The sequence below is a fragment of the Streptomyces sp. NBC_00513 genome, assembly GCF_041431415.1.
GTDB lineage: Bacteria > Actinomycetota > Actinomycetes > Streptomycetales > Streptomycetaceae > Streptomyces.
The window spans coordinates 5,287,907-5,312,974 of record NZ_CP107845.1 but is presented as its reverse complement, the minus strand read 5'-3'; the positions used below and the strand labels follow the sequence as shown (position 1 = coordinate 5,312,974).

The 25,068-nt window shown below is 70.2% G+C and carries 19 protein-coding genes; 9 read left to right on the top strand and 10 right to left on the bottom strand.

Annotation, left to right across the window (positions count from 1 at the left end; translation table 11 throughout):
* The first annotated feature begins 14 nt into the window (after positions 1-14).
* The 5 genes from OHA84_RS24680 to OHA84_RS24660 all read left to right on the top strand — a co-directional run bounded on the left by OHA84_RS24680 (position 15) and on the right by OHA84_RS24660 (position 8,786).
* Positions 15-2,009 (top strand): alpha-1,4-glucan--maltose-1-phosphate maltosyltransferase, encoded by a 1,995-nt coding sequence (locus tag OHA84_RS24680; RefSeq protein WP_266969729.1) that lies wholly within the window; start codon positions 15-17, stop codon positions 2,007-2,009.
* On the top strand, positions 2,006-3,700 hold the full coding sequence (gene treS / locus OHA84_RS24675) for a maltose alpha-D-glucosyltransferase (RefSeq protein ID WP_053677523.1): 1,695 nt from the start codon (positions 2,006-2,008) through the stop codon (positions 3,698-3,700). The genes OHA84_RS24680 and treS overlap by 4 nt, the downstream gene beginning before the upstream one ends.
* Positions 3,701-4,051: 351 nt before the next feature.
* Positions 4,052-5,512 (top strand): phosphotransferase, encoded by a 1,461-nt coding sequence (locus OHA84_RS24670; RefSeq protein ID WP_266969731.1) that lies wholly within the window; start codon positions 4,052-4,054, stop codon positions 5,510-5,512.
* The gene (glgB, locus tag OHA84_RS24665; protein ID WP_078998775.1) at positions 5,509-7,794 is read left to right on the top strand and encodes a 1,4-alpha-glucan branching enzyme; all 2,286 of its coding nucleotides are present in this window, start codon (positions 5,509-5,511) and stop codon (positions 7,792-7,794) included. The genes OHA84_RS24670 and glgB overlap by 4 nt, the downstream gene beginning before the upstream one ends.
* Before the next feature lie 302 nt (positions 7,795-8,096).
* Complete coding sequence (locus tag OHA84_RS24660; protein WP_266969733.1) at positions 8,097-8,786, top strand: helix-turn-helix domain-containing protein; 690 nt, start codon at positions 8,097-8,099, stop codon at positions 8,784-8,786.
* A 157-nt stretch (positions 8,787-8,943) separates the two neighbouring features.
* Here the strand turns inward: OHA84_RS24660 and OHA84_RS24655 are convergent, their stop codons facing one another.
* Positions 8,944-9,969 (bottom strand): ATP-dependent 6-phosphofructokinase, encoded by a 1,026-nt coding sequence (locus OHA84_RS24655; RefSeq protein WP_053677521.1) that lies wholly within the window; start codon positions 9,967-9,969, stop codon positions 8,944-8,946.
* A gap of 307 nt (positions 9,970-10,276) precedes the next feature.
* Between OHA84_RS24655 and pta the strand changes: the two genes are divergently transcribed.
* The 3 genes from pta to pyk all read left to right on the top strand — a co-directional run bounded on the left by pta (position 10,277) and on the right by pyk (position 15,142).
* A complete protein-coding gene (gene pta / locus OHA84_RS24650) occupies positions 10,277-12,367 on the top strand; it encodes a phosphate acetyltransferase (protein ID WP_266969735.1) in 2,091 nt (696 codons plus the stop codon).
* Between the two features lie 63 nt (positions 12,368-12,430).
* Positions 12,431-13,645: an acetate kinase gene (locus OHA84_RS24645; protein ID WP_266969737.1), complete on the top strand. Its 1,215-nt coding sequence runs from the start codon at positions 12,431-12,433 to the stop codon at positions 13,643-13,645.
* A 63-nt stretch (positions 13,646-13,708) separates the two neighbouring features.
* Complete coding sequence (gene pyk / locus OHA84_RS24640) at positions 13,709-15,142, top strand: pyruvate kinase (RefSeq protein ID WP_053677515.1); 1,434 nt, start codon at positions 13,709-13,711, stop codon at positions 15,140-15,142.
* A gap of 103 nt (positions 15,143-15,245) precedes the next feature.
* On the opposite strand, the gene OHA84_RS24635 is transcribed toward pyk, so the two are convergent.
* The 5 genes from OHA84_RS24635 to OHA84_RS24615 form a co-directional block, all read right to left on the bottom strand.
* A complete protein-coding gene (locus OHA84_RS24635) occupies positions 15,246-15,479 on the bottom strand; it encodes a hypothetical protein (RefSeq protein WP_266969739.1) in 234 nt (77 codons plus the stop codon).
* Positions 15,480-15,583: 104 nt separating this feature from the next.
* Entirely contained in the window at positions 15,584-16,912 is a 1,329-nt protein-coding gene (locus tag OHA84_RS24630) for a hypothetical protein (protein WP_266969741.1), read from the bottom strand.
* The gene (locus OHA84_RS24625; protein WP_053677508.1) at positions 16,902-17,459 is read right to left on the bottom strand and encodes a DUF6114 domain-containing protein; all 558 of its coding nucleotides are present in this window, start codon (positions 17,457-17,459) and stop codon (positions 16,902-16,904) included. The genes OHA84_RS24630 and OHA84_RS24625 overlap by 11 nt, the downstream gene beginning before the upstream one ends.
* A gap of 100 nt (positions 17,460-17,559) precedes the next feature.
* Positions 17,560-18,219: a DUF6230 family protein gene (locus tag OHA84_RS24620; RefSeq protein ID WP_053677506.1), complete on the bottom strand. Its 660-nt coding sequence runs from the start codon at positions 18,217-18,219 to the stop codon at positions 17,560-17,562.
* Between the two features lie 617 nt (positions 18,220-18,836).
* Positions 18,837-19,835: a tetratricopeptide repeat protein gene (locus tag OHA84_RS24615; protein ID WP_266969744.1), complete on the bottom strand. Its 999-nt coding sequence runs from the start codon at positions 19,833-19,835 to the stop codon at positions 18,837-18,839.
* 355 nt (positions 19,836-20,190) lie between these two features.
* Here OHA84_RS24615 and OHA84_RS24610 point away from each other — a divergent pair, with 355 nt between their 5' ends.
* Positions 20,191-20,829, top strand: coding sequence for a TetR/AcrR family transcriptional regulator (locus OHA84_RS24610; protein WP_053677722.1), 639 nt, complete (start codon positions 20,191-20,193; stop codon positions 20,827-20,829).
* Between the two features lie 132 nt (positions 20,830-20,961).
* Here OHA84_RS24610 and OHA84_RS24605 read toward each other — a convergent pair whose 3' ends face one another.
* The 4 genes from OHA84_RS24605 to OHA84_RS24590 all read right to left on the bottom strand — a co-directional run bounded on the left by OHA84_RS24605 (position 20,962) and on the right by OHA84_RS24590 (position 25,011).
* The gene (locus OHA84_RS24605) at positions 20,962-22,662 is read right to left on the bottom strand and encodes a methylmalonyl-CoA mutase (protein ID WP_053677502.1); all 1,701 of its coding nucleotides are present in this window, start codon (positions 22,660-22,662) and stop codon (positions 20,962-20,964) included.
* Between the two features lie 109 nt (positions 22,663-22,771).
* On the bottom strand, positions 22,772-23,101 hold the full coding sequence (locus tag OHA84_RS24600) for a DUF3817 domain-containing protein (RefSeq protein ID WP_053677720.1): 330 nt from the start codon (positions 23,099-23,101) through the stop codon (positions 22,772-22,774).
* Between the two features lie 113 nt (positions 23,102-23,214).
* A complete protein-coding gene (locus OHA84_RS24595; RefSeq protein ID WP_053677500.1) occupies positions 23,215-23,724 on the bottom strand; it encodes a MarR family winged helix-turn-helix transcriptional regulator in 510 nt (169 codons plus the stop codon).
* Positions 23,725-23,745: 21 nt separating this feature from the next.
* Positions 23,746-25,011, bottom strand: a complete 1,266-nt coding sequence (locus tag OHA84_RS24590; protein WP_266969747.1) for an MFS transporter — start codon at positions 25,009-25,011, stop codon at positions 23,746-23,748.
* Positions 25,012-25,068: the final 57 nt, after the last annotated feature.

Genomic DNA, 25,068 nt, shown 5'->3' with positions numbered 1-25,068 from the left:
CAGGTGATCCCATCATGATCGGTCGCATTCCCGTGCTGGACGTCCGCCCCGCCGTCGACTGCGGCGCCAGACCCGCGAAGGCGGTTGTGGACGAGGTCTTCGAGATCTCGGCCACCGTGTTCCGCGAGGGCCACGACGCCGTCTCCGCCCACGTCGTACTCCGAGATCCGAGCGGGCGGCTGCGGCCTCCCGTACCGCTGCGCGAGCTCGCCCCCGGCACCGACCGGTGGGGGGCCCGGGTGTCCGCCGAGGTCGAGGGGAGGTGGACGTACACCGTCGAGGCGTGGAGCGACCCGCTCGCCACCTGGCGGGCCCACGCGGCCGTGAAGATCCCCGCCGGGATCGACGCCGACCTGACCCTCCTCGAAGGCGCCGAGCTCCACGAGCGGGCCGCCGCGAAGATCCCCAAGCGGGACGGCCGGGCCGACGTGCTGGCCGCCGCCGAGGTCATGCGTGACGAGGAGCGGGCCCCCGCCGAGCGGCACGCCGCCGCCCTCGCGCCCGAGGTGGTGGCGGCCCTCGCCAAGCGGCCCCTGCGGGAGCTGGTCACCGCCGCGAAGGCCCTGCCGCTGCTCGTCGAGCGCAAGCGGGCCCTGTTCGGTTCCTGGTACGAGATGTTCCCGCGCTCCGAGGGAGCGGTGCTGGAGCCCGGCTCGGCCCCGGTCAGCGGGACCTTCCGGAGCGCCGCCGAGCGGCTGCCGGCCATCGCCGCCATGGGCTTCGACGTCGTGTACCTGCCGCCGATCCACCCCATCGGGAGCACATGGCGCAAGGGGCCGAACAACACTCTGTCCGCCGGTAGTTGGGATCCCGGTGTGCCCTGGGCGATCGGTTCCACCGAGGGCGGTCACGACGCCGTCCACCCCGAACTGGGCACCATCGAGGACTTCGACGCCTTCGTCGCGCGCGCCCGCGAGCTGGGGATGGAGATCGCGCTGGACTTCGCGCTCCAGTGTTCCCCCGACCACCCGTGGGTGGAGAAGCACCCGGAGTGGTTCCGCCAACGCGCCGACGGGACGATCGCCTACGCCGAGAACCCGCCGAAGAAGTACCAGGACATCCACCCGATCCACTTCGACACCGACATGGCCGGCATCGTCGAGGAAACGGTCCGGATCCTGCGCCACTGGATGGATCACGGCGTGCGGATCTTCAGGGTCGACAATCCGCACACCAAGCCTGTCGTCTTCTGGCAGAAGGTGATCGCGGACATCAACAAGTCCGACCCCGACGTGATCTTCCTCGCCGAGGCCTTCACCCGTCCCGCGATGATGCGCGCGCTCGCGGCGGTCGGCTTCCAGCAGTCGTACACGTACTTCACGTGGCGCAACACCAAGGCCGAGCTGACCGAGTACCTGACCGAACTGTCGGGGGACCGTTCGGCCTCCGTCATGCGGCCGAATTTCTTCGTCAACACCCCCGACATCCTCCACGCGTACCTTCAGCACGGCGGTCGCCCGGCCTTCGAGGTGCGGGCCGTACTCGCCGCCACCCTGTCCCCCGCCTGGGGCGTCTACGCCGGCTACGAGCTCTGCGAGAACACCCCCGTCAAGGAGGGCAGCGAGGAGTACCTGAATTCCGAGAAGTACGAGTTCCGGCCACGCGACTGGGCGGCCGCCGATCGGGACGGGCTGACCATCGCCCCGCTGATCACGGCCCTGAACCGACTGCGCCGGCGCAACCCGGCCCTCCAGCAGCTCCGCGACATCCACTTCCATTCGACCGACAACGAACAGGTGATCGCCTATTCGAAGCACGCCGGAGCCAATTCCGTACTGGTGGTCGTCAACCTCGATCCGCACCACACCCAGGAGGCGACGGTCTCGTTGGACATGCCGGTACTCGGCCTCGACTGGCACGGGTCCCTCGCGGTGCGCGACGAGCTCACCGGCGAGACCTATCACTGGGGCAGGGCGAACTACGTGCGCCTAGAGCCGGGCCGCACGCCCGCGCACGTACTGGCCGCTCTGCGACCGTCCCCGCCCACCGGAGGGTCACCCATCACATGATGATCAACGATCCCGTCCACGACACGTTCGAGGACACCCCCGCCAAGGACCGCGATCCCGACTGGTTCAAGCGGGCGGTCTTCTACGAAGTGCTCGTCCGCTCCTTCCACGACAGCAACGGCGACGGCGTGGGTGACCTCAAGGGGCTCACCGCCAAGCTCGACTACCTCCAGTGGTTGGGCGTCGACTGCCTCTGGCTGCCGCCGTTCTTCGCCTCACCCCTCCGCGACGGGGGCTACGACGTCTCCGACTACACCTCGGTACTCCCCGAGTTCGGCGACCTCGCCGACTTCGTGGAGTTCGTGGACGCCGCGCACCAGCGCGGCATGCGGGTGATCATCGACTTCGTCATGAACCACACCAGCGATCAGCACGAGTGGTTCCAGCAGTCCCGCAAGGACCCCGACGGTCCGTACGGCGACTACTACATGTGGGCCGACAACGACAAGCAGTACCAGGACGCCCGCATCATCTTCGTCGACACCGAGACCTCCAACTGGACGTACGACCCGGTACGCAAGCAGTACTACTGGCACCGCTTCTTCTCGCACCAGCCGGACCTCAACTACGAGAACCCGGCCGTGGTCGAGGAGATCATCTCGGCGCTCCGCTTCTGGCTGGACCTCGGCATCGACGGTTTCCGGCTCGACGCCGTGCCCTACCTGTACGCCGAGGAGGGCACGAACTGCGAGAACCTGCCGCGCACCCACACCCTCCTCAAGCGGGTCCGCGCCGAGATCGACGCGCACTACCCCGACACGGTCCTCCTCGCGGAGGCCAACCAGTGGCCCGAGGACGTCGTCGACTACTTCGGCGACTTCACGAAGGGCGGGGACGAATGCCACATGGCCTTCCACTTCCCCGTCATGCCGCGCATCTTCATGGCGGTGCGAAGAGAGTCCCGCTACCCCGTCTCGGAAATCCTGGCCAAGACCCCGGCGATCCCGGACCGCTGCCAGTGGGGCATCTTCCTGCGCAACCACGACGAGCTCACCCTCGAAATGGTCACGGACGAAGAGCGCGACTACATGTACGCCGAGTACGCCAAGGACCCCCGGATGCGCGCCAACATCGGCATCCGACGCCGGCTCGCCCCGCTCCTGGACAACGACCGCAACCAGATGGAGCTGTTCACCGCCCTGCTGCTGTCGCTGCCCGGTTCGCCGGTGCTCTACTACGGCGACGAGATCGGCATGGGCGACAACATCTGGCTGGGCGACCGGGACGGCGTCCGGACCCCCATGCAGTGGACCCCGGACCGCAACGCCGGTTTCTCCTCGTGCGATCCGGGCAGGCTGAACCTGCCGGTCATCATGGACCCGGTCCACGGGTACCAGGTCACCAATGTCGAGGCGGCCATGGCATCGCCCTCGTCGTTGCTGCACTGGACCCGCAGGCTGATCGAGATCCGCAAGGCGAACCCCGCCTTCGGTCTCGGCTCGTACACCGAACTGCCGTCGTCGAACCCGGCGGTACTCGCGTTCCTTCGCGAGTACGGGGACGACCTGGTGCTGTGCGTGCACAACTTCTCGCGCTTCGCGCAGCCCACCGAGCTGGACCTGCGGTCGTTCAACGGGCGGGTTCCGGTGGAGCTCACGGGTGACGTGCGCTTCCCGCCGATCGGCGAGTGGCCGTACCTGCTGACCCTGGCGGGACACGGCTTCTACTGGTTCCGGCTCCGCACCGAGTAGTACGCGGGGCCTTCGCTCCCACCGGAGCCGACGTGAACCGACGTCGGCACCGGGCGAGCGAGCCGAAGGGGCACGCCCGCGGAACGGGGTCGAACGCGCGAAGGAACGTGCCACAACCGCGCTTTCGAGCACGTACGACCCCGCGAGTCGGGCTGCCGCGCCCCGGGGCGAACCGAGCCCGAGGAACGACCCGAAGAGCGACCCGAAGAGCAAAAGGCGCGCGAATGGGTCAATCGCCCGCCCCTGTACGGATCATCCATGGCCCGACACTCGTTCACCGCCGGACAGCAACCATCGCCATCCGGGACACTCTGCGCATTCTGTGACGGCCCGGGGAAAGGACGCGACGCCATGTCGGAGGCTGCATCCGCCCGGAGTCGCCAGGGCAGCCTGGCCGCGGTCCCCATCGGACCGCTCGAACCCATGCTGCGCAACTGGCTTCCGAGGCAGCGCTGGTTCGCCGGAAAGGGGCGCGCCATCACGCGCCTTCGTCTGGTCTCGGCCGTCGAACTCCTGCCACCCGGGGCCTCCCCCGGGTTGCTGCACCTGCTCGTCGGCGTGGACGCCGAGGGCAGCTCGGACTGCTACCAACTCCTGCTCGGGGTACGCCCGAACCTGCCGCTGGCGCTCGCGCCCGCCCTGATCGGGCACGCGGAACAGGGGCCGTACGCCGGGCAGGCCGTCTACGAGGGACTCGGCGATCCGCGGCTCGCGGCGCTGCTGCTGGAACGATTGCGCTCCCCCGGAACGCTCGGCCCGTTGCGCTTCGAGCGGGACCCGGGAGCCCTGATCCCGGCCGCGCCGACACCCCGGCCGCTGTCCGGGGAACAGACCAACTCCTCGCTCATCTACGGGGATTCGTACATCCTCAAGGTGTTCCGCCGGGTCGGCCCGGGAGTCAACCCGGACCTGGAGCTGCCCAGGGCGCTGGCCGCCGCGGGCTGCGCACGGGTGCCCGCGCCGGTCGCCTGGTACGAGGCCGACCTGCCCGGCGCCGAACCGTTGACCCTGGGCGTGCTCCAGCCGTACCTGCGCGGCTCCGACGACGGCTGGCAGCTCGCGCTGCGCCGGCTCGGCGCCGGGGCCGACTTCACCGCCGAGGCCCACGCCCTGGGCCGGGCCACAGCCGAGGTGCACGACGCCCTCGCCGGCGCCCTGCCCACCGTCGCGCTGGGGCCGGAACAGACCGCGCGGCTCGCCGCCGGGATGACGGCTCGACTGGCCGCGACCGCCAGGGAGGTGCCCGCGCTGCGACCGTACGAGGCGGGGCTGCGCGGCGCCTTCGACGCCCTGGCCGCCTCGCGGGGCGGCGGGGTGTCCGCCCAGCGCATCCACGGGGACCTGCACCTGGGCCAGACCCTGCGCACCGTCGAGGGCAGTTGGGCGCTGATCGACTTCGAGGGCGAGCCGGCCAGGCCGCTGGCCGACCGGCGGCGACCCGAACCGGCGGTGCGGGACATCGCCGGGATACTGCGCTCCTTCGACTACGCGGCCCGCTCCCACCGGCCGTTCGCCCCCGCCTGGGCGGACGCCTGCCGGGCGGCGTACTGCGAGGGCTACGCCCGCACCAGCGGCCGCGACCCGCGCGAGGACCCCGTGCTGCTGCGCGCGTACGAGACCGACAAGGCGGTGTACGAGGCCCGCTACGAGTCCCGGCACCGCCCCGACTGGCTGCACGTCCCGATGGCGGCGATCCGGCGACTGTCCGAACCACAGCGGCCCGCTCACCGGCCGGGACACCCCGTGACCCCGCCGACCACCCCAGGCTCCACCACCCCCCATCCGAAGCCCCCGAGGAGGCCGCTCGCGTGAGCGCCGCACGACAGCCGTCACCGACCGTCCGCGACGAATCCGGGGTCACCCCCGAGCCCGTTCGGAAGGCCCGCGCGCCCCGGGCCCGCAAGGCCGCGCCACCCCACGGGGTCCGGCCGGCGCCCGCGCTGGGGGCCGAGGAACGGGCCCGGCTGCTGGAGGGCCGTCACCACGACCCGCACGCGGTGCTCGGCGCCCGGGCACACCGCGGCGGGGTGGCCTTCCGGGTGCTGCGCCCTTACGCGAAGGCGGTGACGGTCCTCGGCAAGGGACTGCGCGCCGAGTTGTTCGACGAGGGGGACGGGTTGTTCTCCGGGCTGTTGCCGTTGTCCGGCGTGCCGGAGTACCGGCTCCTGGTGGCCTACGACAGCGACGAGATCGAGGTCCACGACCCGTACCGGTTCCTGCCGGCGCTCGGCGAGTTGGACCTGCACCTGATCGGCGAGGGCCGGCACGAGGAGCTGTGGACGGCGCTGGGCTCGGAGCCGATGGAGCACCAGGGCGTGGCCGGCACCCGGTTCACGGTGTGGGCGCCGAACGCCCAGGGGGTGCGGGTCACCGGCGACTTCTCGTACTGGGACTCCGTGGCGTACCCCATGCGTTCGCTGGGCTCGACCGGGGTGTGGGAGCTGTTCCTGCCCGGTGTCGGCGAGGGCACCATGTACAAGTACGACATCACGCGCCCGGACGGCAGCCACACCGTGCGCGCCGACCCGATGGCGCGGTACGCGGAGGTCCCGCCGGCGAACGCGTCGGTGGTCACCGCCTCGCACCACACGTGGCAGGACACGGAGTGGATGGCCACGCGCGGGCTCCGGCCGCCGCACCAGGCCCCGCTGTCCGTGTACGAGCTGCACCTCGCGTCGTGGCGGCCGGGGCTGTCGTACCGGCAGCTGGCCGAACAGCTCCCGGCGTACGTCAAGGAGCTCGGCTTCACGCACGTGGAGCTGATGCCGGTCGCGGAGCACCCCTTCGGCGGTTCCTGGGGCTACCAGGTCACCGGATTCTTCGCGCCGACGTCGCGGATGGGCACCCCGGACGACTTCCGGTTCCTGGTGGACGCGCTGCACCGGGCCGGGATCGGGGTGATCGTCGACTGGGTGCCCGCGCACTTCCCGCGCGACGAGTGGGCGCTCGCCGAGTTCGACGGCCGGCCGCTGTACGAGCACCACGACCCGCAGCGGGCGGCGCACCCGGACTGGGGGACGCTGGAGTTCGACTACGGGCGCAAGGAGGTCCGCAACTTCCTCGTGGCGAACGCGGTGTACTGGTGCCAGGAGTTCCACGTGGACGGCCTGCGGGTGGACGCGGTCGCCTCGATGCTCTACCTGGACTACTCGCGCTCCGAGGGCGAGTGGACGCCGAACGAGCAGGGCGGCCGGGAGAACCTGGACGCGGTGGCCCTGCTCCAGGAGATGAACGCGACGGTGTACCGGCGTTGCCCGGGCGTGGTGACGATCGCGGAGGAGTCCACGGCGTGGGAGGGCGTGACCCGGCCGACGGACGCGGGCGGGCTGGGCTTCGGCCTGAAGTGGAACATGGGCTGGATGCACGACACGCTGCGGTACGTGTCGAAGGAGCCGGTGCACCGCAAGTACCACCACCACGACATGACCTTCGCGATGGTGTACGCGTACAGCGAGAACTACGTGCTGCCGATCTCGCACGACGAGGTGGTGCACGGCAAGCGCTCGCTGGTGTCGAAGATGCCGGGTGACTGGTGGCAGCAGCGGGCGGCGCACCGCGCGTACCTGGGCTTCATGTGGGCCCACCCGGGCAAGCAGCTGCTCTTCATGGGACAGGAGTTCGCGCAGGGGTCGGAGTGGTCCGAGACGTACGGGCCCGACTGGTGGGTGCTGGACGAGTCCTATCCGGCGGCCGGTGATCACCGCGGTGTGCGCACCCTGGTGCGGGACCTGAACCGCGCGTACACGGCGGCGCCCGCGCTGTGGGAGCGGGACACGGTGCCGGAGGGCTTCGCCTGGGTGGAGGCGGACGCGGCCGACGACAACGTCTTCGCGTTCCTGCGGTTCGCGCAGGACGGCTCGCAGTTGTTGGCGGTGTCGAACTTCTCGCCGGTGGTTCGTCACGGCTACCGGCTCGGGGTGCCGGAGGAGGTCCCGCTGTGGCGGGAGGTCCTGAACACCGACGAGGAGCGGTACGGCGGCAGCGGTGTGCGGCACCTCCAGTCGCTGCGGCCCGATCCCGTTCCGGCGCAGGGGCGGTCGGCGAGCCTGCGACTGACGCTGCCGCCGATGGCGACGGTCTGGTTCAGGCCGTAGGGGCACCCCCCCCCTTTTTTTCGGGGCCCTCGCCACCCCCGTGGGCGAGGGCCCCGATAGGGATCACGGACCGGCCGCATGGCCGGTTCACGCCCTGTGACGGGGATCACTCAACGAGTACGGGGGTAGCGGCGAAATGGAGTGGCTGAATCCGTACCCTGTAAATGGATCTTCCGACGACCCCGATTACCGGACAGTCGCCAGGAAACCGGCATAAAGCCCCGATTTCCATAGGACTTTCCTACGAGTTATCAGCTTGTTTGAATGGTCTGTAGTCGCCACGCCTTGGCCACTCCTACGGTGTGCTTGTGCACTCCAGCCCCCCCTTCAATGCCCCCGCCGCGCGTCGTCTGCGTGCGGCCCTGGGCATGGCGCCCGGCCACGTCGCTTATGGCCTGCGCGCCCAGTACGGACTGAATGTCGCGCCCGAAACCGTGATGGCCTGGGAGCGGGGCGAGGTCTCACCCACTTCCACCGAGCTCACGGCGCTCGCCGGCGTGCTCTGGTGTTCCCCCGGGGAACTCATCGCCGAGCCGATCACCCTGCGGGAGCATCGAATGGCCAGGGGGATGGCCGCCGAGGAATTGGCCCGGCGCATCGGTTTGGAGACGAACTCCTACCAGAAAATGGAGGACACCGGCCGCTGGAAGGGGAACGAGCGGCAGTCCGCCGCCCTCGCCTCGACGCTGGGACTGACCCTGGCCCAGTTCGTGACGGCGACCGGCAAGCACGAGGAACTGGCCGATCTGCTGCGCAGCGCGGTCACCACCCGCTGGCAGGCCTACGGGAAACCGCTGTCCAAGATGCTGCCGGTGCCGAAGGCGCACCTGGAACGGGTGCTGGAGCGGCTGCACGGCGAGTACCAGTCCCGCATGGTCGCGACCCTGAGCTGGGGCGGCGGTGAGGGCACCGCCGGGACGGGCGATTCCGGCCGGGAGTACCTCGCGGACATCGTGAACCGCTTCTGGGCCATCGCCGGCGGCGCGGAATAGGACGCGTTCCGGGCGGTTCGGGAACGGGCCGAGACGGCCCCGGCCGGTCCGCGGAGGGACTCGACCGGGGCCGTTCGGCGCGCGATGTCGGGACGTGGGTCGCGCTCGTGCGGGCGGGACGCGGGTCCCGCTCGCCCGGGCCGGTCACCGGTCCCGGTCAGAAGACGGACTCGGCCTCGTACATGCGGTCCTCCGGGACCGTCTTCAGCTCGGTGACGGCGTGCGCCAGCGGGGCCATCACGATGTCGGTGCCGCGCAGCGCGGTCATGTTGCCGTACTCGCCCCGGTGGACGGCCTCGACGGCGTGCCAGCCGAAGCGGGTGGCGAGCACGCGGTCGTACGCGGTCGGGGTGCCGCCGCGCTGGACGTGGCCGAGGATGACCGGGCGGGCCTCCTTGCCCAGGCGCCGCTCCAGCTCGACCGCGAGACGGTTGCCGATGCCGGCGAAGCGCTCGTGACCGTACGCGTCGATGGCGCCCTTCTCGTACGGCATGGAGCCCTCGGCCGGGTGCGCGCCCTCGGCGACGCAGATGACGGCGAACTTCTTGCCGCGGGCGAACCGCTCCTCCACCATCTTCACCAGCGCGTCCACCTCGAAGGGGCGCTCCGGCAGACAGATCCCGTGGGCGCCGCCGGCCATGCCGGACTCCAGGGCGATCCAGCCGGCGTGGCGCCCCATGACCTCGACGACCATCACGCGCTGGTGGGACTCGGCGGTGGTCTTGAGGCGGTCGATGGCCTCGGTCGCGACCATGACGGCGGTGTCGAAGCCGAAGGTGCGGTCCGTGGAGGAGATGTCGTTGTCGATGGTCTTCGGCACTCCGACGACCGGCATCCCCGCTTCCGACAGCATCCGGGCGGCGGTGAGCGTGCCTTCCCCGCCGATCGGGATGAGCGCGTCGATGCCGTAGCGGGTCGCCAGTTCGCGGGCGTTCTCGGCGGCTTCGTGCAGGCGCGCCCGCTCCATGCGCGCTGAGCCGAGAATCGTGCCGCCGCGCGCGAGAATGCCGCTGACGGCATTGATGTCGAGCGGGCGGAAGTTGCCGTCGAGGAGGCCCTTGAAACCGTCCTCGAAGCCGATGATCTCGTCTCCGTGGCCGACTGCGGCGCGGTGTACGACCGACCGGATGACAGCGTTGAGGCCCGGGCAGTCGCCGCCTGCGGTGAGAACTCCGATACGCATCGTGCTGTGTCTCCTGCTCCTGGTCGTACCTGGCCGTACGCGTGCGGGCACACGGCCGTACATATGAAGGGCGTATTGATGAAGCCTGTCCGATTGTTCCACGGGCCGAGGGTGGGTCGCTCTACGCGCCACTACCCCCGACGGGCCTTTCGGCCCCCTGGACAGGCCTTTTTCCCGGCGGGCGACCTATCTGCCCGCAGAGGTATTGTCAAGAGGTCAAGCCCAAATCAACCGGGGCAACCGACTCGGAGATCCGCGCGCGGCGCCCAGGAACCGCGCCGCGGCGACACATGGACGGAGAGCACGCGTGACGCGCAGCGTGTACGTGACCGGTATCGAGCGGGGGGACGGCCGGCAGGTCGTCGAGCTGGGAATCATGGAGCTGCTGACCCGCCAGACAGCCCGGGTCGGCGTCTACCGTCCGTTGTTGCACGACGCCCCGGACCGGCTCTTCGACCTGTTGAAGGCCCGCTACCGGATCGACCAGGACGCGGCGACGGCCTACGGCATGGAGTACCACGAGGCCTGGGCCATCCAGGCCGAGAAGGGTACCGACGAACTGGTCTCCCGGCTCGTCGACCGCTACCACCGGGTGGCCCGGGACTACGAGGTCATGCTCGTCCTCGGCACCGACTACGCCGACACCAACCTCCCGGACGAGCTCGCGCTGAACGCCCGCCTCGCCAATGAGCTGGGGGCCGTGGTCGTGCCCGTCGTGGGCGGCACGAAGCACCCCGCCGAGGCCGTGCGCGCCGAGACCCGCAACGCGTACCGGGCGTACGAGAGCCTGGGCTGCCACGTCGTGGCGATGGTCGTGAACCGGGTGGCGGCCGAGGACCGGGACCACATCGCCGGGCGACTGGCCGCCAGGATGCCGGTGCCCTGCTACGTGCTGCCGGACGACAAGTCGCTCTCCGCGCCGACCGTCGCCGAGATCACCCGCGCGCTCGGCGGCGAGGTGCTGCTGGGCGACGAGGCCGGGCTGGCGCGCGACGCGGTGGACTTCGTCTTCGGCGGGGCGATGCTGCCGAACTTCCTCAACGCGCTGACCCCCGGATGTCTGGTGGTCACCCCCGGAGACCGTTCCGACCTGCTCGTGGGCGCGCTGGCCGCGCACACCTCCGGCACCCCGCCGATCGCCGGCGTGCTGCTGACGCTCAACGAGCGGCCGACGCCGGCCGTGCTGACGCTGGCCTCGAAGCTCGCGCCGGGCACCCCGGTGGTCTCGGTCGCCGGCAACAGCTTCCCCACGGCCGCGGAACTCTTCTCGCTGCAGAGCCGGTTGAACTCGGCGACCCCGCGCAAGCTGGAGACCGCGCTCGGCCTGTTCGAGCGTCACGTGGACACCGCCGAGCTGCGCGACCTGTTGTCGGTGGCGCGTTCCGAGCGCGTCACCCCGATGATGTTCGAGCACGAGCTGCTGGAGCGGGCCCGTTCCGAGCGCCGCCGTGTGGTGCTGCCCGAGGGCACCGAGGAGCGGGTGCTGCGCGCCGCGGACGTGGTGTTGCGGCGCGGGGTCTGTGACCTGACCCTGCTCGGCGAGGAGCAGGCGATCGTGAAGAAGGCCGCCGACCTGGGCATCGACATCTCGGGGGCCCAGCTGATCGACCCGGCGACCTCTCCCCTGCGGGAACGATTCGCCGAGTACTACGCCCAGGTTCGCTCCCACAAGGGCATGACCGTCGAGCTGGCCCACGACGTGGTCACCGACGTCAACTACTTCGGCACCCTGATGGTCCAGGAGGGCCTGGCCGACGGCATGGTCTCCGGCTCGGTGCACTCCACCGCCGCGACGATCCGCCCGGCCTTCGAGATCATCAAGACGAAGCCCGACGCCTCCATCGTCTCCTCGGTCTTCTTCATGTGTCTGGCCGACAAGGTCCTCGTCTACGGGGACTGCGCGGTCAACCCGGACCCGGGCGCCGAGCAGCTCGCGGACATCGCCGTCCAGTCGGCGGCCACCGCCGCCGCCTTCGGCGTCGAGCCGCGGATCGCGATGCTCTCGTACTCCACCGGCACGTCCGGCTCCGGAGTGGACGTCGACAAGGTGCGCAAGGCCACCGAGATCGTCCGCGAGCTGCAGCCCGACCTGCTGATCGAGGGTCCGATCCAGTACGACGCCGCCGTGGAACCCTCGGTCGCCGCGACCAAGCTGCCCGAGTCGGAGGTGGCCGGCCGCGCGAGCGTGCTGATCTTCCCCGACCTGAACACGGGCAACAACACGTACAAGGCCGTGCAGCGCTCGGCGGGCGCCGTCGCGGTCGGCCCGGTCCTCCAGGGCCTGCGCAAGCCGGTCAACGACCTCTCGCGCGGCGCCCTGGTCCAGGACATCGTCACCACCGTGGCGATCACCGCGATCCAGGCCCAGACGCAGCAGACACAGCAGCCGGCCGGCTGACCCGCAGGCCACTCCCACCCCCACCCCCACGAGTCACCCCACACACGAGAAGGCACCGCACCCGTGACCGCATCGCGCGTACTCGTCCTCAACTCCGGCTCCTCGTCGGTGAAGTACCAGCTCCTCGACATGGCGGACTCCCGCCGTCTCGCCGTCGGGCTGGTGGAGCGGATCGGGGAGGAGACCTCGCGCCTGGTCCACGAACCCCTGACCGGCCCCGGCGCCGCCGGCGGCAAGCGCGAGCGGGTCGGCGCGATCGGCGACCACGAGGCCGCGCTGCGGGCGGTGGCCGAGGAGCTGGACGCCGACGGCCTGGGACTGGACTCCCCCGAACTCGCGGCCGTGGGGCACCGGGTCGTGCACGGCGGCACCAGGTTCACCCGGCCGACGGTGATCGACGACGAGGTGCTGGCGGAGATCCGCAGCCTGATCCCGCTCGCCCCGCTGCACAACCCGGCGAACGTGACCGGCATCGAGGTGGCCCGGTCGCTGCGCGCCGACCTGCCGCAGGTGGCCGTCTTCGACACCGCCTTCCACTCGACGATGCCGGAGTACGTGGCCCGGTACGCGATCGACGCCGCGACGGCGGACAAGTACTCCATCCGGCGGTACGGCTTCCACGGCACCTCCCACGCCTACGTCTCGCGGGCCACGGCCGAGCTCCTCGGCCGGCCGGTGGAGGACGTGAACGTGATCGTGCTGCACCTGGGCAACGGCGCCTCGGCCTCGGCCGTGCGCGGCGGGGTGTGCGTGGAGACCTCCATGGGGCTGACCCCGCTGGAGGGCCTGGTCATGGGAACCCGCTCGGGCGACCTGGATCCGGCCGTGATCTTCCACCTGGCGCGGGTAGGCGGCCTCTCGGTGGATGAGATCGATTCGCTCCTGAACAAGAAGAGCGGTCTGCTGGGCATGTGCGGCGACAACGACATGCGCGAGGTGCTGCGGCGCGCGGGCGAGGGCGACGAGGCGGCGGCGACCGCCTTCGCCGCCTACGTCCACCGTCTGAAGAAGTACATCGGCGCCTACTCGGCCGTGCTCGGCCGGGTGGACGCGGTGGCGTTCACGGCGGGGGTGGGCGAGAACGCCCACCAGGTCCGGGAGGCCGCGGTCGACGGGCTGGCCGAGCTGGGCCTCGCGCTCGACCTGGAGGCCAACGCGGCACGCTCCTCGGAGCCGCGCCTGATCTCGACGGAGTACGCCCGGGTGGCCGTGGCCGTGGTCCCGACGGACGAGGAACTGGAGATCGCCACCCAGACGTACGCGCTGGTTACTCAGTAGTCACTTGGACTTTCCACCAGACGGAATATTCCGCTGCGAAACAAACCGGATAGGATCCGCTTCATGCGCCGTTCCAAAATCGTCTGCACCCTGGGCCCCGCCGTCGACTCGTATGAGCAGCTGAAAGCGCTCATCGAGGCAGGCATGAACGTGGCCCGATTCAACTTCAGCCACGGATCCCAGGCAGAACACCAGGAGCGGTACGACCGCGTCCGGAAGGTCTCCGAGGACACCGGGCGTGCCGTCGGCGTCCTCGCCGACCTCCAGGGTCCGAAGATCCGCCTGGAGACCTTCGCCGAGGGTCCCGTCGAGCTGGTGCGCGGTGACGAGTTCACCATCACCACCGAGGACGTCCCCGGCGACAAGTCCATCTGCGGAACCACCTACAAGGGCCTGCCCGGCGACGTCTCCCAGGGCGACCCGATCCTGATCAACGACGGCAACGTCGAGCTCCGCGTGACCGCGGTCGAGGGCCCCAAGGTCAAGACCATCGTCATCGAGGGCGGTGTCATCTCGGACCACAAGGGCATCAACCTGCCGGGTGCCGCCGTCAACGTCCCCGCCCTGTCGGAGAAGGACGTCGACGACCTGCGCTTCGCGCTGCGGATGGGCTGCGACATGGTCGCCCTGTCCTTCGTCCGCGACGCCAACGACGTCAAGGACGTCCACAAGGTCATGGACGAGGTCGGCCGCCGGGTCCCCGTCATCGCCAAGGTGGAGAAGCCCCAGGCCGTCGAGAACATGGCGGCCGTGGTGGACGCCTTCGACGCCGTCATGGTGGCCCGCGGTGACCTGGCCGTCGAGTATCCGCTCGAAAAGGTCCCGATGGTCCAGAAGCGGCTCATCGAGATGTGCCGCCGCAACGCCAAGCCGGTGATCGTCGCGACCCAGATGATGGAGTCGATGATCACCAACTCGCGCCCGACGCGCGCCGAGGCCTCCGACGTCGCCAACGCCATCCTCGACGGTGCGGACGCGGTCATGCTGTCCGCCGAGTCCTCGGTCGGCGCGTACCCGATCGAGACCGTCAAGACGATGTCGAAGATCGTCACGGCGGCCGAGGAGGAACTGCTCTCCAAGGGCCTCCAGCCGCTGGTCCCGGGCAAGAAGCCGCGCACCCAGGGCGGCGCCGTCGCCCGCGCGGCCTGCGAGATCGCCGACTTCCTCGACGCGAAGGCGCTCGTCGCCTTCACCCAGTCCGGTGACACGGCCCGCCGCCTGTCGCGCTACCGCGCGTGCCAGCCGATCCTGGCCTTCACCACCGACACCGGCACCCGCAACCAGCTCACGCTGAGCTGGGGCGTCGAGTCGTACGTGGTCCCGCACGTGGACAACACCGACGCGATGGTCGACCTGGTGGACGCGGAGCTGCTGAAGCTCAACCGCTACCACCCGGGCGACTCGATGATCATCACGGCCGGCTCCCCTCCCGGTGTCCCGGGCACGACCAACATGGTCCGCGTCCACCACCTGGGCGGCGACGACTCCCGCGCCTGACCGACCCGGCCGGACCGACCGGCCGGCTCTGCCGCACAGAGGCCGAGGCCCGCTCCCCCGTGGGGGAGCGGGCCTCGGTGTCTGCGGTGGCTGCGTACGGCCACTACTCCCCGCCGGGGTCGATCTCCCGGCCCGTGGAGTCCCAGACCCGCATGAAGCCGAAGCCCTCCTGGGTCAGGATCAGGGCGCCGCCCCGGAGGTGGACCGAGCTCGGCGGATCGGACTCGGCGAACTCCACATCGATCCAGTCGCCCGGAGGGATGAGGCACTGGCCGCCGATGATCTCGAAGTGGACCATCAGCGGTTCGTCGTGGTTGGCGTGGAAACGGGTTCTCATGGCACATCGTCCCAGTGCTGGAGCGGCGACCGAGCAACGCACGACTGAGGCCCGTTCCGGGAAGGGAGCGGGCCTCAGTCGTACGTGCGGGGTGTACGGGGGTTCTACTCCGGCGGGCCTACGTAGTTCTTGAGGCCCGGGACCGTGAGGTTGCCGCCGAACTGGCCTGCCTGGACGACCTTGACGTCCGTGAAGAACGCGAAGGGGACGTTCAGGGGCGGTGGGCTGTTCGGGGTGAACTCGATCGGGATCAGCCCGAAGAGCTTCCCCTTGAGGCTCTCGGTGTACATCGTCACCGTGGCGCCGCGGATGGTGGACGTGGAGCCCGGACGCGACTTCAGGTGGGCGACGTTCCCCTCCTTGCCGACGGTCTGGTACAGGTCCTTGATGTCCAGGGAGTCCGCAGTGAACTTCAGGACCTTCTTGATCTTGCCGCCCGCCGTCTTCACCTCGACGATGCCCGCGTAGTCCAGGCCGTAGAGGGTCAGTCGGGAGCTGTCGAGGTACCAGGGCTCGTCGGGCAGGAGCGGGATGCCCGGCTCCAGCTCGGCGTCGGCCAGCGCCTTGGCGTCGTAGGTCGGGCAGGGGAAGGGTTCCTTCCCGTCCGCGTCCTTCGTCGCCGAGATCGAGGGAGAGGGGGACGGCGAGGTCTTGTCCTCGTCCTTCTTCTCGTCGGCCTCGTCCTTGTCGGCCTTGTCCTTGTCGGTGGCCTTGCCCGTCTCGTCCTTGGGGGACTTGGCGGTGTCCTTGACGTTCTGGGGCAGTTCCTCGACCTTGGCGCCCGCCTGCTTCGCCGCCTCACGGATCGCGTCCGCCGACGGGTCGGGCTTGGGTGCGGTGGACGTGGTGGGCGCCGGGGTGGCCGGCTTCTCGGTGCCCTTGAGGGGCTTGCCGAGCTCGTCGAAGAAGTCCTTGACCTTGTCGCCGACACCCAGCGGGTCGAGGGGGTTCGTGGGCTTGGCCGCCGAGGCGGACGGCGACGGGGAGGCGCTCGCGGACGGGGTGGCCGCCGGAGTGCTCTGCTTCGCCTTCTCGGGCGTGGTGGGCTTGGAAGCGGACGGCTTCGTGCCGGGCTTCGGCGCCACCGCGCTCGCACCGGGCGAGGGAGTCGCGCTCGGCGACGTGCTCGCACTGGCGCTCGGCGAAGGCGACTTGGACGCGGACGGCGAGGCCGACTCCGCGGGCTCGTCGGACCGTGTCACGCACGGACCGGGCGCGAAGGGGATGTCCTTGTCGTCGGCCAGGGCCAGCTTGGGGGCCATGCCCATCCCGACGAACACGGCGGTCGGCATGGCCGCCAGTGCCATCGTCTTGCCGACGGGTATCTGGAACTTGGTCAGCAGCGACTTCCTGGGCGCCGCGTGTCGCGGGCCTTTTCTCTCACGGGACTCCGCGTCCGGGGTCTCACCCCTCCGCGTCTCGTCACCCCGCACTGTTCCTCCCGCCATCGGCGTGGGCAGTCGTCTCGGTCGCGTAAGCCGTTTCCGTGTCGCGGGGACCGGGGATCCCCAGCGGGCCGCCGGCGAACGCGTCCGCCTTGGCCGCCGCCGGGTCCTGCTCCTCTTCCGGGGCCGCCGGCTTGCCGGGAACCCATGCGAGGGCCAGGGCACCGCCGATCAGCGAGAACAGGAAACCGAGGAAGAAGCCGCCCAGGTTGGACACCGGCAGGGAGACCAGGGCCAGGAGGATCGAGGCCACCCCGGCGAAAACCCGGATGCCCTGCTGGAACCAGAGGGCCACGCCCAGGGTCATCAGCAGGACGCCGATGATCAGCGAACCCGCACCGGCGGTCGTCGACATGGCGATCGTGATGTTGCCCAGGCGGAGGTCCGCGTAGGGGAAGTACGCGATCGGGAAGCCCCCGAAGAGAATGAAGAGCCCCGCCCAGAAGGGGCGGCTACCCCTCCAGTCGCGGAAGCGGTGGCGCACCACGGTGAGCCAGTGTTCGTCTGCGGAGCGAACCGGGGCCTCGGCGTTCATGGACAACAGCTCCCTGGAAACGGTGGTACGGAAAACTGTGTGGGGACCGGAAGGGACGGCGACCACAACCGCCGCCCTCCCGGCCACGCACCGGATCCGACTACTTCACGTCGGAGTCCTTGTAGCAGGGCTCGTCGCCACTGAGCAGGCGCAGCTTGAGGTTCGGCAGCGTGAACGTACCCGCCGTCGTCGCCCAGGCCTTCTGCTTCACGTCCGTCAGCACGGCCTTCTTGGCGCGCTGCGAGAACAGGGCGCCGTTCGCCACCGTGCCGGCCTGCGGCGCGGTGGGGTGCTCCGCGGTGCCTCCCGCCGCGCTCACCGCGACACCGATGTCCAGGTCCTTGAACGTGGCATCGGTGTCGAGCTCGGCGACATCCAGGTAGATGTTCTCCGCGACCGCCGGCTTGCCCTTGTTGCCGGTCTGGAGCTTCATCGTGATGTTGCCGATGCCCGGAATCGGGGTGACCAGCGACTGGCACATGTTGGTGATCTCGGCGTGACGGAACCCGGAGATGGTGACCGGGTGCGCCGCGTCCTTGCCGTCGAGGCCCTTGCCCTTGGCGACGCTGCCGTACTGGATGAGGTCGTCACCGTCGAGCTTGTCGGCCGACACCTTGAAGTCCTGGCCCGAGACGCTGAAGGACGCCGCGAGGGCACCCTGCGCCAGACCCACACCGACCGCGGCCGTGGCCGCGATGCTCGGCACCATGACGAGAGCGAAGCGCTTCCATCTGGTCCCACCACGAACCTGAGAACTCATTTTCGTTCCTCCTTCTCGGACGTACATCTCCGGTCCGGGCAGTGCCCGTCCTGGGATGGGAGAAGTGCTACGTCCTCGGGAAGAAGCGCGAGCGGCCGAGCCGCGACCAGGCCGCGTCCGTACACAGGCGTTCACCCCCGAGCGACAACCACTGGGCCACGCGTTCGCGCAACCTGGGGGGACAGGCCCTGCCGGTGAGGCAAGTACCCCCCTGTCCCACGGCCGGTGCCACTGCCACAGGCCGACTCGGTGGGGACCCTCCACCGCGGCTCCGGATGAGCGGCTCTGCGGGAAGGACCGAGCGTGGCCGATCGTGGTCCATTCACGGCCGGGGCACAAGGGGGTTCGTTACTGGCGGGTAACGGCTGGATAACCGGAGTGAGGCCCACTGTCGTCGGGAGGCAACACAGGGTGTCACCCAGGGCCACGACAAACAGGGAACGAGCGAACCAACCGGACAGATCACGGGGTTCGACTTACTGCGAGTAACAGCGGCCGGGATTGCCAAGTTTTGGCAAAGTGCGGCCGCTGTTTCTCTATGTGTCAACAAATCGCCGGTGGCCCGTCGAACTCCGGGGACGCCCCCGGACCGGCCACGGACCGCTTCCGGGCCGGGTCTAGAAGAGCACCCGCGCGAGCGCGGTGCGGGCCGCCGACACCCGGGGGTCGTCCGCCCCGATGACTTCGAACAGTTCCAGCAGCCTCAGGCGTACCGTGTCCCGGTCGTCACCGAACGTCACCCGCACGGTGTCCACCAGGCGACCGAAGGCGTCCTCCACGTGACCGCCGACCAGGTCGAGGTCGGCCGCGGCGATCTGCGCCGCCGGATCCTTGGGATTCTCGGCGGCCGCGGTGCGCACCGCCTGGGGGTTCATGTCCTGGACCCGGACGAGGAGTTCCGCCTGGGCCAGGCCCAGCTTGGCCTCGGTGTTGGCCGGGGCGTCGGCCAGTACGTTCTTGTACGCCTGCACCGCGCCGGCCAGGTCGCCCGCGTCGAGCGCGACGACGGCCGCCTCCAGCAGTGCGTCGTACGGGCCGACGGGCTCGGCGGTCTCGGCGGTCTCGACCGGGGCTCCTTCGGCGCTCGGCTCGACCTGGACGCCGATGAGACCGAAGCGCTCCTCCGCGACCTGGACCAGCTGAGCCAGGGTTTCGCGGATCTGCTGCTCGGGGACCGCTCCCTGGAACAGGGGCAGCACCTGGCCGGCGACCACGGCGAAGACGGCCGGGATGCCCTGGATGCCGAACTGCTGCATGAGCAGCTGGTTGGCGTCGACGTCCACCTTGGCCAGGACGAGGCGGCCGTTCGCCTCGACGGTCAGCCGCTCCAGGAGCGGGCTGAGTTGCTTGCACGGCTCGCACCACTCGGCCCAGAAGTCGAGGACGACGGGAACCTGGTCGGAGAGCTGGATGACATCGCGGTCGAAACCGGCCTCGTCTACGTCGATGACGAGCGCGGACGGCGGTACGGCGCCGGTGGGCGCGGCGTCCGCTCCGGCGCCGCCCTGGCGGTTCGCCTCGGCGCGCGCCTGCTCGGCCTTCGCCTTGGCTTCGCCGGCGGCCTTCACCGCGGCGAGGTCGACGACGCCGCTCATGGACATGTTTCTGGGCTGCATGCGTACATCCTCCCCCGTGTGCGCGCGCCGACGAAAAAGATCGGACAAGATCGCGTGAGGAATTCCCGCGCGAACCCGATCGGTGTTACCCGTGTGGTTGGTGTTGCCTGTGTTGCCGCTCCACCGCTGCTCCCCCCGCTGACGCGGCGGAGCAGCGCCGGTGTCGCGTCCCCGTACTGCCTTGCTTCCCTGAGGTCGACACCAGGTCCCCACCCGGCGCCCGTAGCCTTCGCGTGGTTGTCGCTCTTACGCTACGAGCCGTAGCGTAACTCCCCCGGGCCTCCGGCGCTCCGTGATCTGAACCACAGTGAACGGGCCCCCGATGGTTCACCTACTGGCGGGTATGGTCACCGCCATGCGCAACCCCAGCCCCGGCACCAGCTCCCCGCAAGGTCGCACCGGCCGTCCCCGCAGCGCGGCGGCGGACGAGGCGATCCTCGCCGCGACGCGGGACGCGCTGGTCGAGCTGGGCTGGTCGAAGCTGACGATGGGCGACGTGTCGGCCCGCGCGGGCGTCGCGAAGACCACCCTGTACCGGCGGTGGGCGAGCAAGAACGAGCTGGTGGTCGACGCGGTCGCGGAGCTCTTCGACGCGCTCGAACTGCCCGACCGGGGCTCGTTGGAAGCGGACGTCGAGTACGTGGTGCTGCGGTTCGCGGAGTTGCTGCGGCGGCCGGAGGCCCGTACGGCCCTGATGGCGGTGGTCGCCGAGTCCACCCGGGACGAGGCCCTGCGGGACCGGATCCGGTCGGCCATCGTGGATCGGCAGAAACGTCTCGTCGTACTGGGGCGCGAGCGCGCGCAGGCTCGGGGCGAACTCCCCTACGAGGCGGACGAGTCCCTGGCGAACCACACCACGGACCTGATCTTCGACGTGATCGCCGGGACGGTGGTGCACCGGGCCCTGGTCAGCTCGGAGCCGGTGGACGAGCTCTGGGTGGCCACCTTCACGGCCCTGCTGATGCACGGCCTCCTGGGCCCGACACCGGCCTGAGCGGGCCCGGGGCGGGACCCGGGCCACGACCGCGACCGGAGCCGCGGCACACGCGAGAGCCGGCCGCGGCGCCACCCTGCGGGGCACCACGACCGGCTGTCGTGAACGAGGGGATCCCCCGCGGATCGGGGATCAGAAGCCGGGCGGCTCGGTGTACGTGCCCCACTCGTCCCGCAGGACGTTGCAGATCTCGCCCATGGTGGCCTCGGCCCGCACCGCGTCCAGCATGGCCGGAATCATGTTCGAGCCGTCCCGGGCGGCGGCCAGCATGGTGTCCAGCGAGGCCTTGACCTTGGCGTCGTCCCGCCGCCCCTTGCGCGCGGCCAGCTCCTCGACCTGTACGCGCTCCACCTCGTGGCTGACCCGGAGGATCTCCAGGTCGCCGGTGACCGATCCGTGGTGGACGTTGACGCCGACGACCCGCTTGTCGCCCTTCTCCAGGGACCGTTGGTAGGTGAAGGCCGATTCGGCGATCTCCCCGGTGAACCAGCCGTCCTCGATGCCGCGCAGGATGCCCGAGGTGATCGGCCCGATGGGGTGCCGGCCGTCCGGGTGGGCGCGCAGTCCGCGCTCCTTGATCTGGTCGAAGATCTTCTCGGCGTCGGCCTCGATGCGGTCGGTGAGCTGCTCGACGTACCAGGAACCGCCCAGCGGGTCGGCCACGTTGGCCACGCCGGTCTCCTCCATCAGCACCTGCTGCGTGCGCAGGGCGATCTCGGCGGCCTGCTCGCTCGGCAGGGCGAGGGTCTCGTCGAGGGCGTTGGTGTGCAGGGAGTTGGTGCCGCCGAGGACGGCCGCGAGGGCTTCCACGGCGGTGCGCACGACGTTGTTGTACGGCTGCTGGGCGGTGAGGGAGACGCCGGCGGTCTGGGTGTGGAAGCGCAGCCACATCGTCTTGTCGGACTGTGCGCCGTAGACCTCCTTCATCCAGCGGGCCCAGATCCTGCGGGCGGCGCGGAACTTGGCGATCTCCTCGAAGAAGTCGAGGTGCGCGTCGAAGAAGAAGGAGAGACCGGACGCGAAGTGGTCCACGTCCAGGCCGCGGGAGAGGCCCAGCTCCACGTAGCCGAAGCCGTCGGCGAGGGTGTAGGCGAGTTCCTGCGCGGCCGTGGCTCCGGCCTCGCGGATGTGGTAGCCGGAGACGGACAGCGGCTTGTAGGCCGGGATGCCGTTCGCGCAGTACTCCATGAGGTCGCCGATGAGGCGCAGGTGCGGCTCGGGTTCGAAGAGCCACTCCTTCTGGGCGATGTACTCCTTGAAGATGTCGGTCTGGAGCGTGCCGTTGAGCACGGCCGGATCGACGCCCTGGCGCTCGGCGGCGACCAGGTACATGCAGAAGGCGGGGACGGCGGGGCCGCTGATGGTCATCGAGGTGGTGACGTCGCCGAGCGGGATGTCCTTGAACAGGATCTCCATGTCGGCGGCGGAGTCGATGGCCACACCGCAGTGCCCGACCTCACCGAGGGCGCGGGGGTCGTCGGAGTCGCGTCCCATCAGGGTCGGCATGTCGAAGGCGACGGAGAGCCCGCCACCGCCGGCGGCCAGGATCATCTTGTAGCGCTCGTTGGTCTGCTCGGCGTTGCCGAACCCGGCGAACTGCCGGATCGTCCAGGTCCGCCCCCGGTACCCGGTGGCGTGCAGGCCCCGGGTGTAGGGGTACTCCCCCGGCCAGCCGATGCGCTCGAATCCCTCGTACGAGTCGCCGGGCCGGGGCCCGTAGACGGGATCGACGGCATCGCCGGAGAGCGTCGTGAAATCGGCCTCGCGCTTGCGGGCTTTGTCGTACCGGGCCTGCCAGCGACGGCGGCCCTCCTCGATGGCGTCAGCGTCCATACCCATGAATTTACTAGGACGTCCTAGTAAATGTCGATGGCAAACCCCCGGAGAGTCGTCCCGGGGGTGTCCGCTCAGGTGTGCCGCGAGCCGCGCGCCGGCGCCGAGGCTAGGCCTTGGCGGTGGTCAGACCGTCTTCGACCAGCGGCTCGACCTCGGCACGGACCTTGCGCTCGACGAAGAAGGCCGCGAGCGGAATCGTTCCGCTGACCATGACCCAGAGCATCTTGCCGAAGGGCCACCGGGCCTTGGAGCTCAGGTCGAAGGCAAAGACCAGGTAGATCATGAAGAGCACGCCGTGAGCCTGGGAGACCACGAAGGTCAGGTCGGCGCCCTTGTCGAAGCCGTACTTGAAAACCATGCAGGTGCACAGCACCAGCAGCATCACGGCAGTGACAAAGGCCATCACCCGGTACCGGGTCAGCACGCTTCGTTTCATGGCCACGAGCCTAACCGTCCGTTTTGCGCGATCTTGACGCGGGCCCCGTGATCGACCTCGCGATCGACGTCGTGCCCGATGCCCCTGATCGACGCGGGCCCCGCGTACGGGAACTACTTCTCGTCGAAGTCGCCGGCGGACACCCGCAGGGGGCGCAGCAGGGCGAAGATCTCCCCGCACTCCTCGGTGTCGTACGCCCCGAGACCGAAGTCGATCTCCATCAGGTCCCGGGTCGCCGCCTCGACGACCTCGCGGCCCTTGTCGGTGATCGACGCGAGCGTGCCGCGTCCGTCGTTCGGGTTGGGTCGCTTGGCCACCAGTCCGGAGCGCACCAGCCGGTCCACGGTGTTCGTCACCGAGGTCGGGTGGACCATCAGTCGCTCGCCGATCTTCGACATCGTCAGCTCGCCGGCCTGCGAGAACGTCAGCAGCACGAGGGCCTCGTACCGCGCGAAGGTCAGTCCGTACGGCTTCACCACGGCGTCGACCTCACCGAGCAGGATCTGGTGCGCCCGCATGATCGAGGTGATGGCTGCCATCGAGGGCACCGGACCCCAGCGGCGCTCCCAGAGTTCGTCGGCGCGGGCGATGGGGTCGAAGGGAAGGCTGAGCGGCTTGGGCATCCACCAGACCCTACCGGGCGGTCATTTGGCGGTCAGCCCCGTCTCATCCCTCGGCCCCTCGGCGGCCGGGGCGCAGGCGCGCAATTCGGCCAGCAGGGCCAGGACGACGAGGGTGCCGAGCACCCCCGACGCGGTGACGACGACGTGGACGGGCAGGAACTCGGCGGCGAGCCCCGCCAGGGCCATGCCCACTCCCTGGAGGGTCATCATCCCGGTCCCGAGCAGGGTCATCGCCCGACCGCGCAGCTCCTCGGGCACGGCGTCCACGTACATCCGGTCGAGCCCGAGGGTGTACGCGTGCGCCAGCCCGGCCAGCAGCAGCGCCCCGAGGGTGACGACGATGCCCGGCCGCGCCGCGTACAGCAGGAGCGGGGACAGGCCGGCCGCCGCGAGCGGGGTCACGATCCGCGAACGCGTTCGGGCGGTGAGTACGGAGCCGGCCCAGAGTTCACCCGCGATGGTGCCGACGGGCAACGCGCACATCAGCAGGCCGAGGGCGACCGTTCCGGCGCCGATGCCGGCGACGTACGGGGCGAGCAGCGCCTCGGGGACCACGACGAAGACCGGTGGCAGCCAGAACAGCAGGGTCAGCACGCGCGTCCGTCGGTGCCGGAAGACGGCCCGCAGGCCGCCGAGCGGGGTGCCGCCGGTGCCCGCGCGGGCGGGTCGGGCCGCCGTGCCGAGGCGCAGCAGGAGCGCGGAGGCCAGGAAGCCGGCGGCGGTGAGCGCGAGGGCCCCGCAGGGTGCGAGGGCGGTGAGCAGCAGCCCGCCGAGGCCGAATCCGATCAGTTGGGCGCTCTGCGCGACCATGCGCAGCAGCGACCGGCCGAGGACGAAGACGTCGCCGGCGCCGAGGATGTCGGCGAGGGAGGCGCTGCGGGCGCCCTGGAAGAGGGGTGCGACGAAGGACATGGCGCAGCGCAGGGCGAGGAGTCCGGCGACGGGGGTGCCGGGCAGGACCATGGCCGCCGCGCAGGCCGCGCAGACGAGGTCGCAGGCCACGAGTACCCGGCGGGCGGGGTACCGGTCGGCGAGCCCGGCGAGCAGGGTGCCGCCGAGGGCGTAGGGGAGGAATCCGAGGGCGAAGGTGAGCGCGCTCATCAGTGGTGAGCCGGTGAGCCGGTACACGAGGACGGTCAGGGAGATCTCGGCGACGACGACGCCGAGCACGGACATCAGGTGCGCCGCGAAGACGCTCCGGAACTCCCGGACCCTGAAGACGGCCCGGTATCCGGTGTCGGACGGGTCCGCCGTGTGATCGGCGGCCGGTTGGTTGACGGTTTCCATGCGGGCAGCCTGGTCGGGGCCGGGCTCCGGGGGCAGGGATTCGTTCCCCGCCGAATC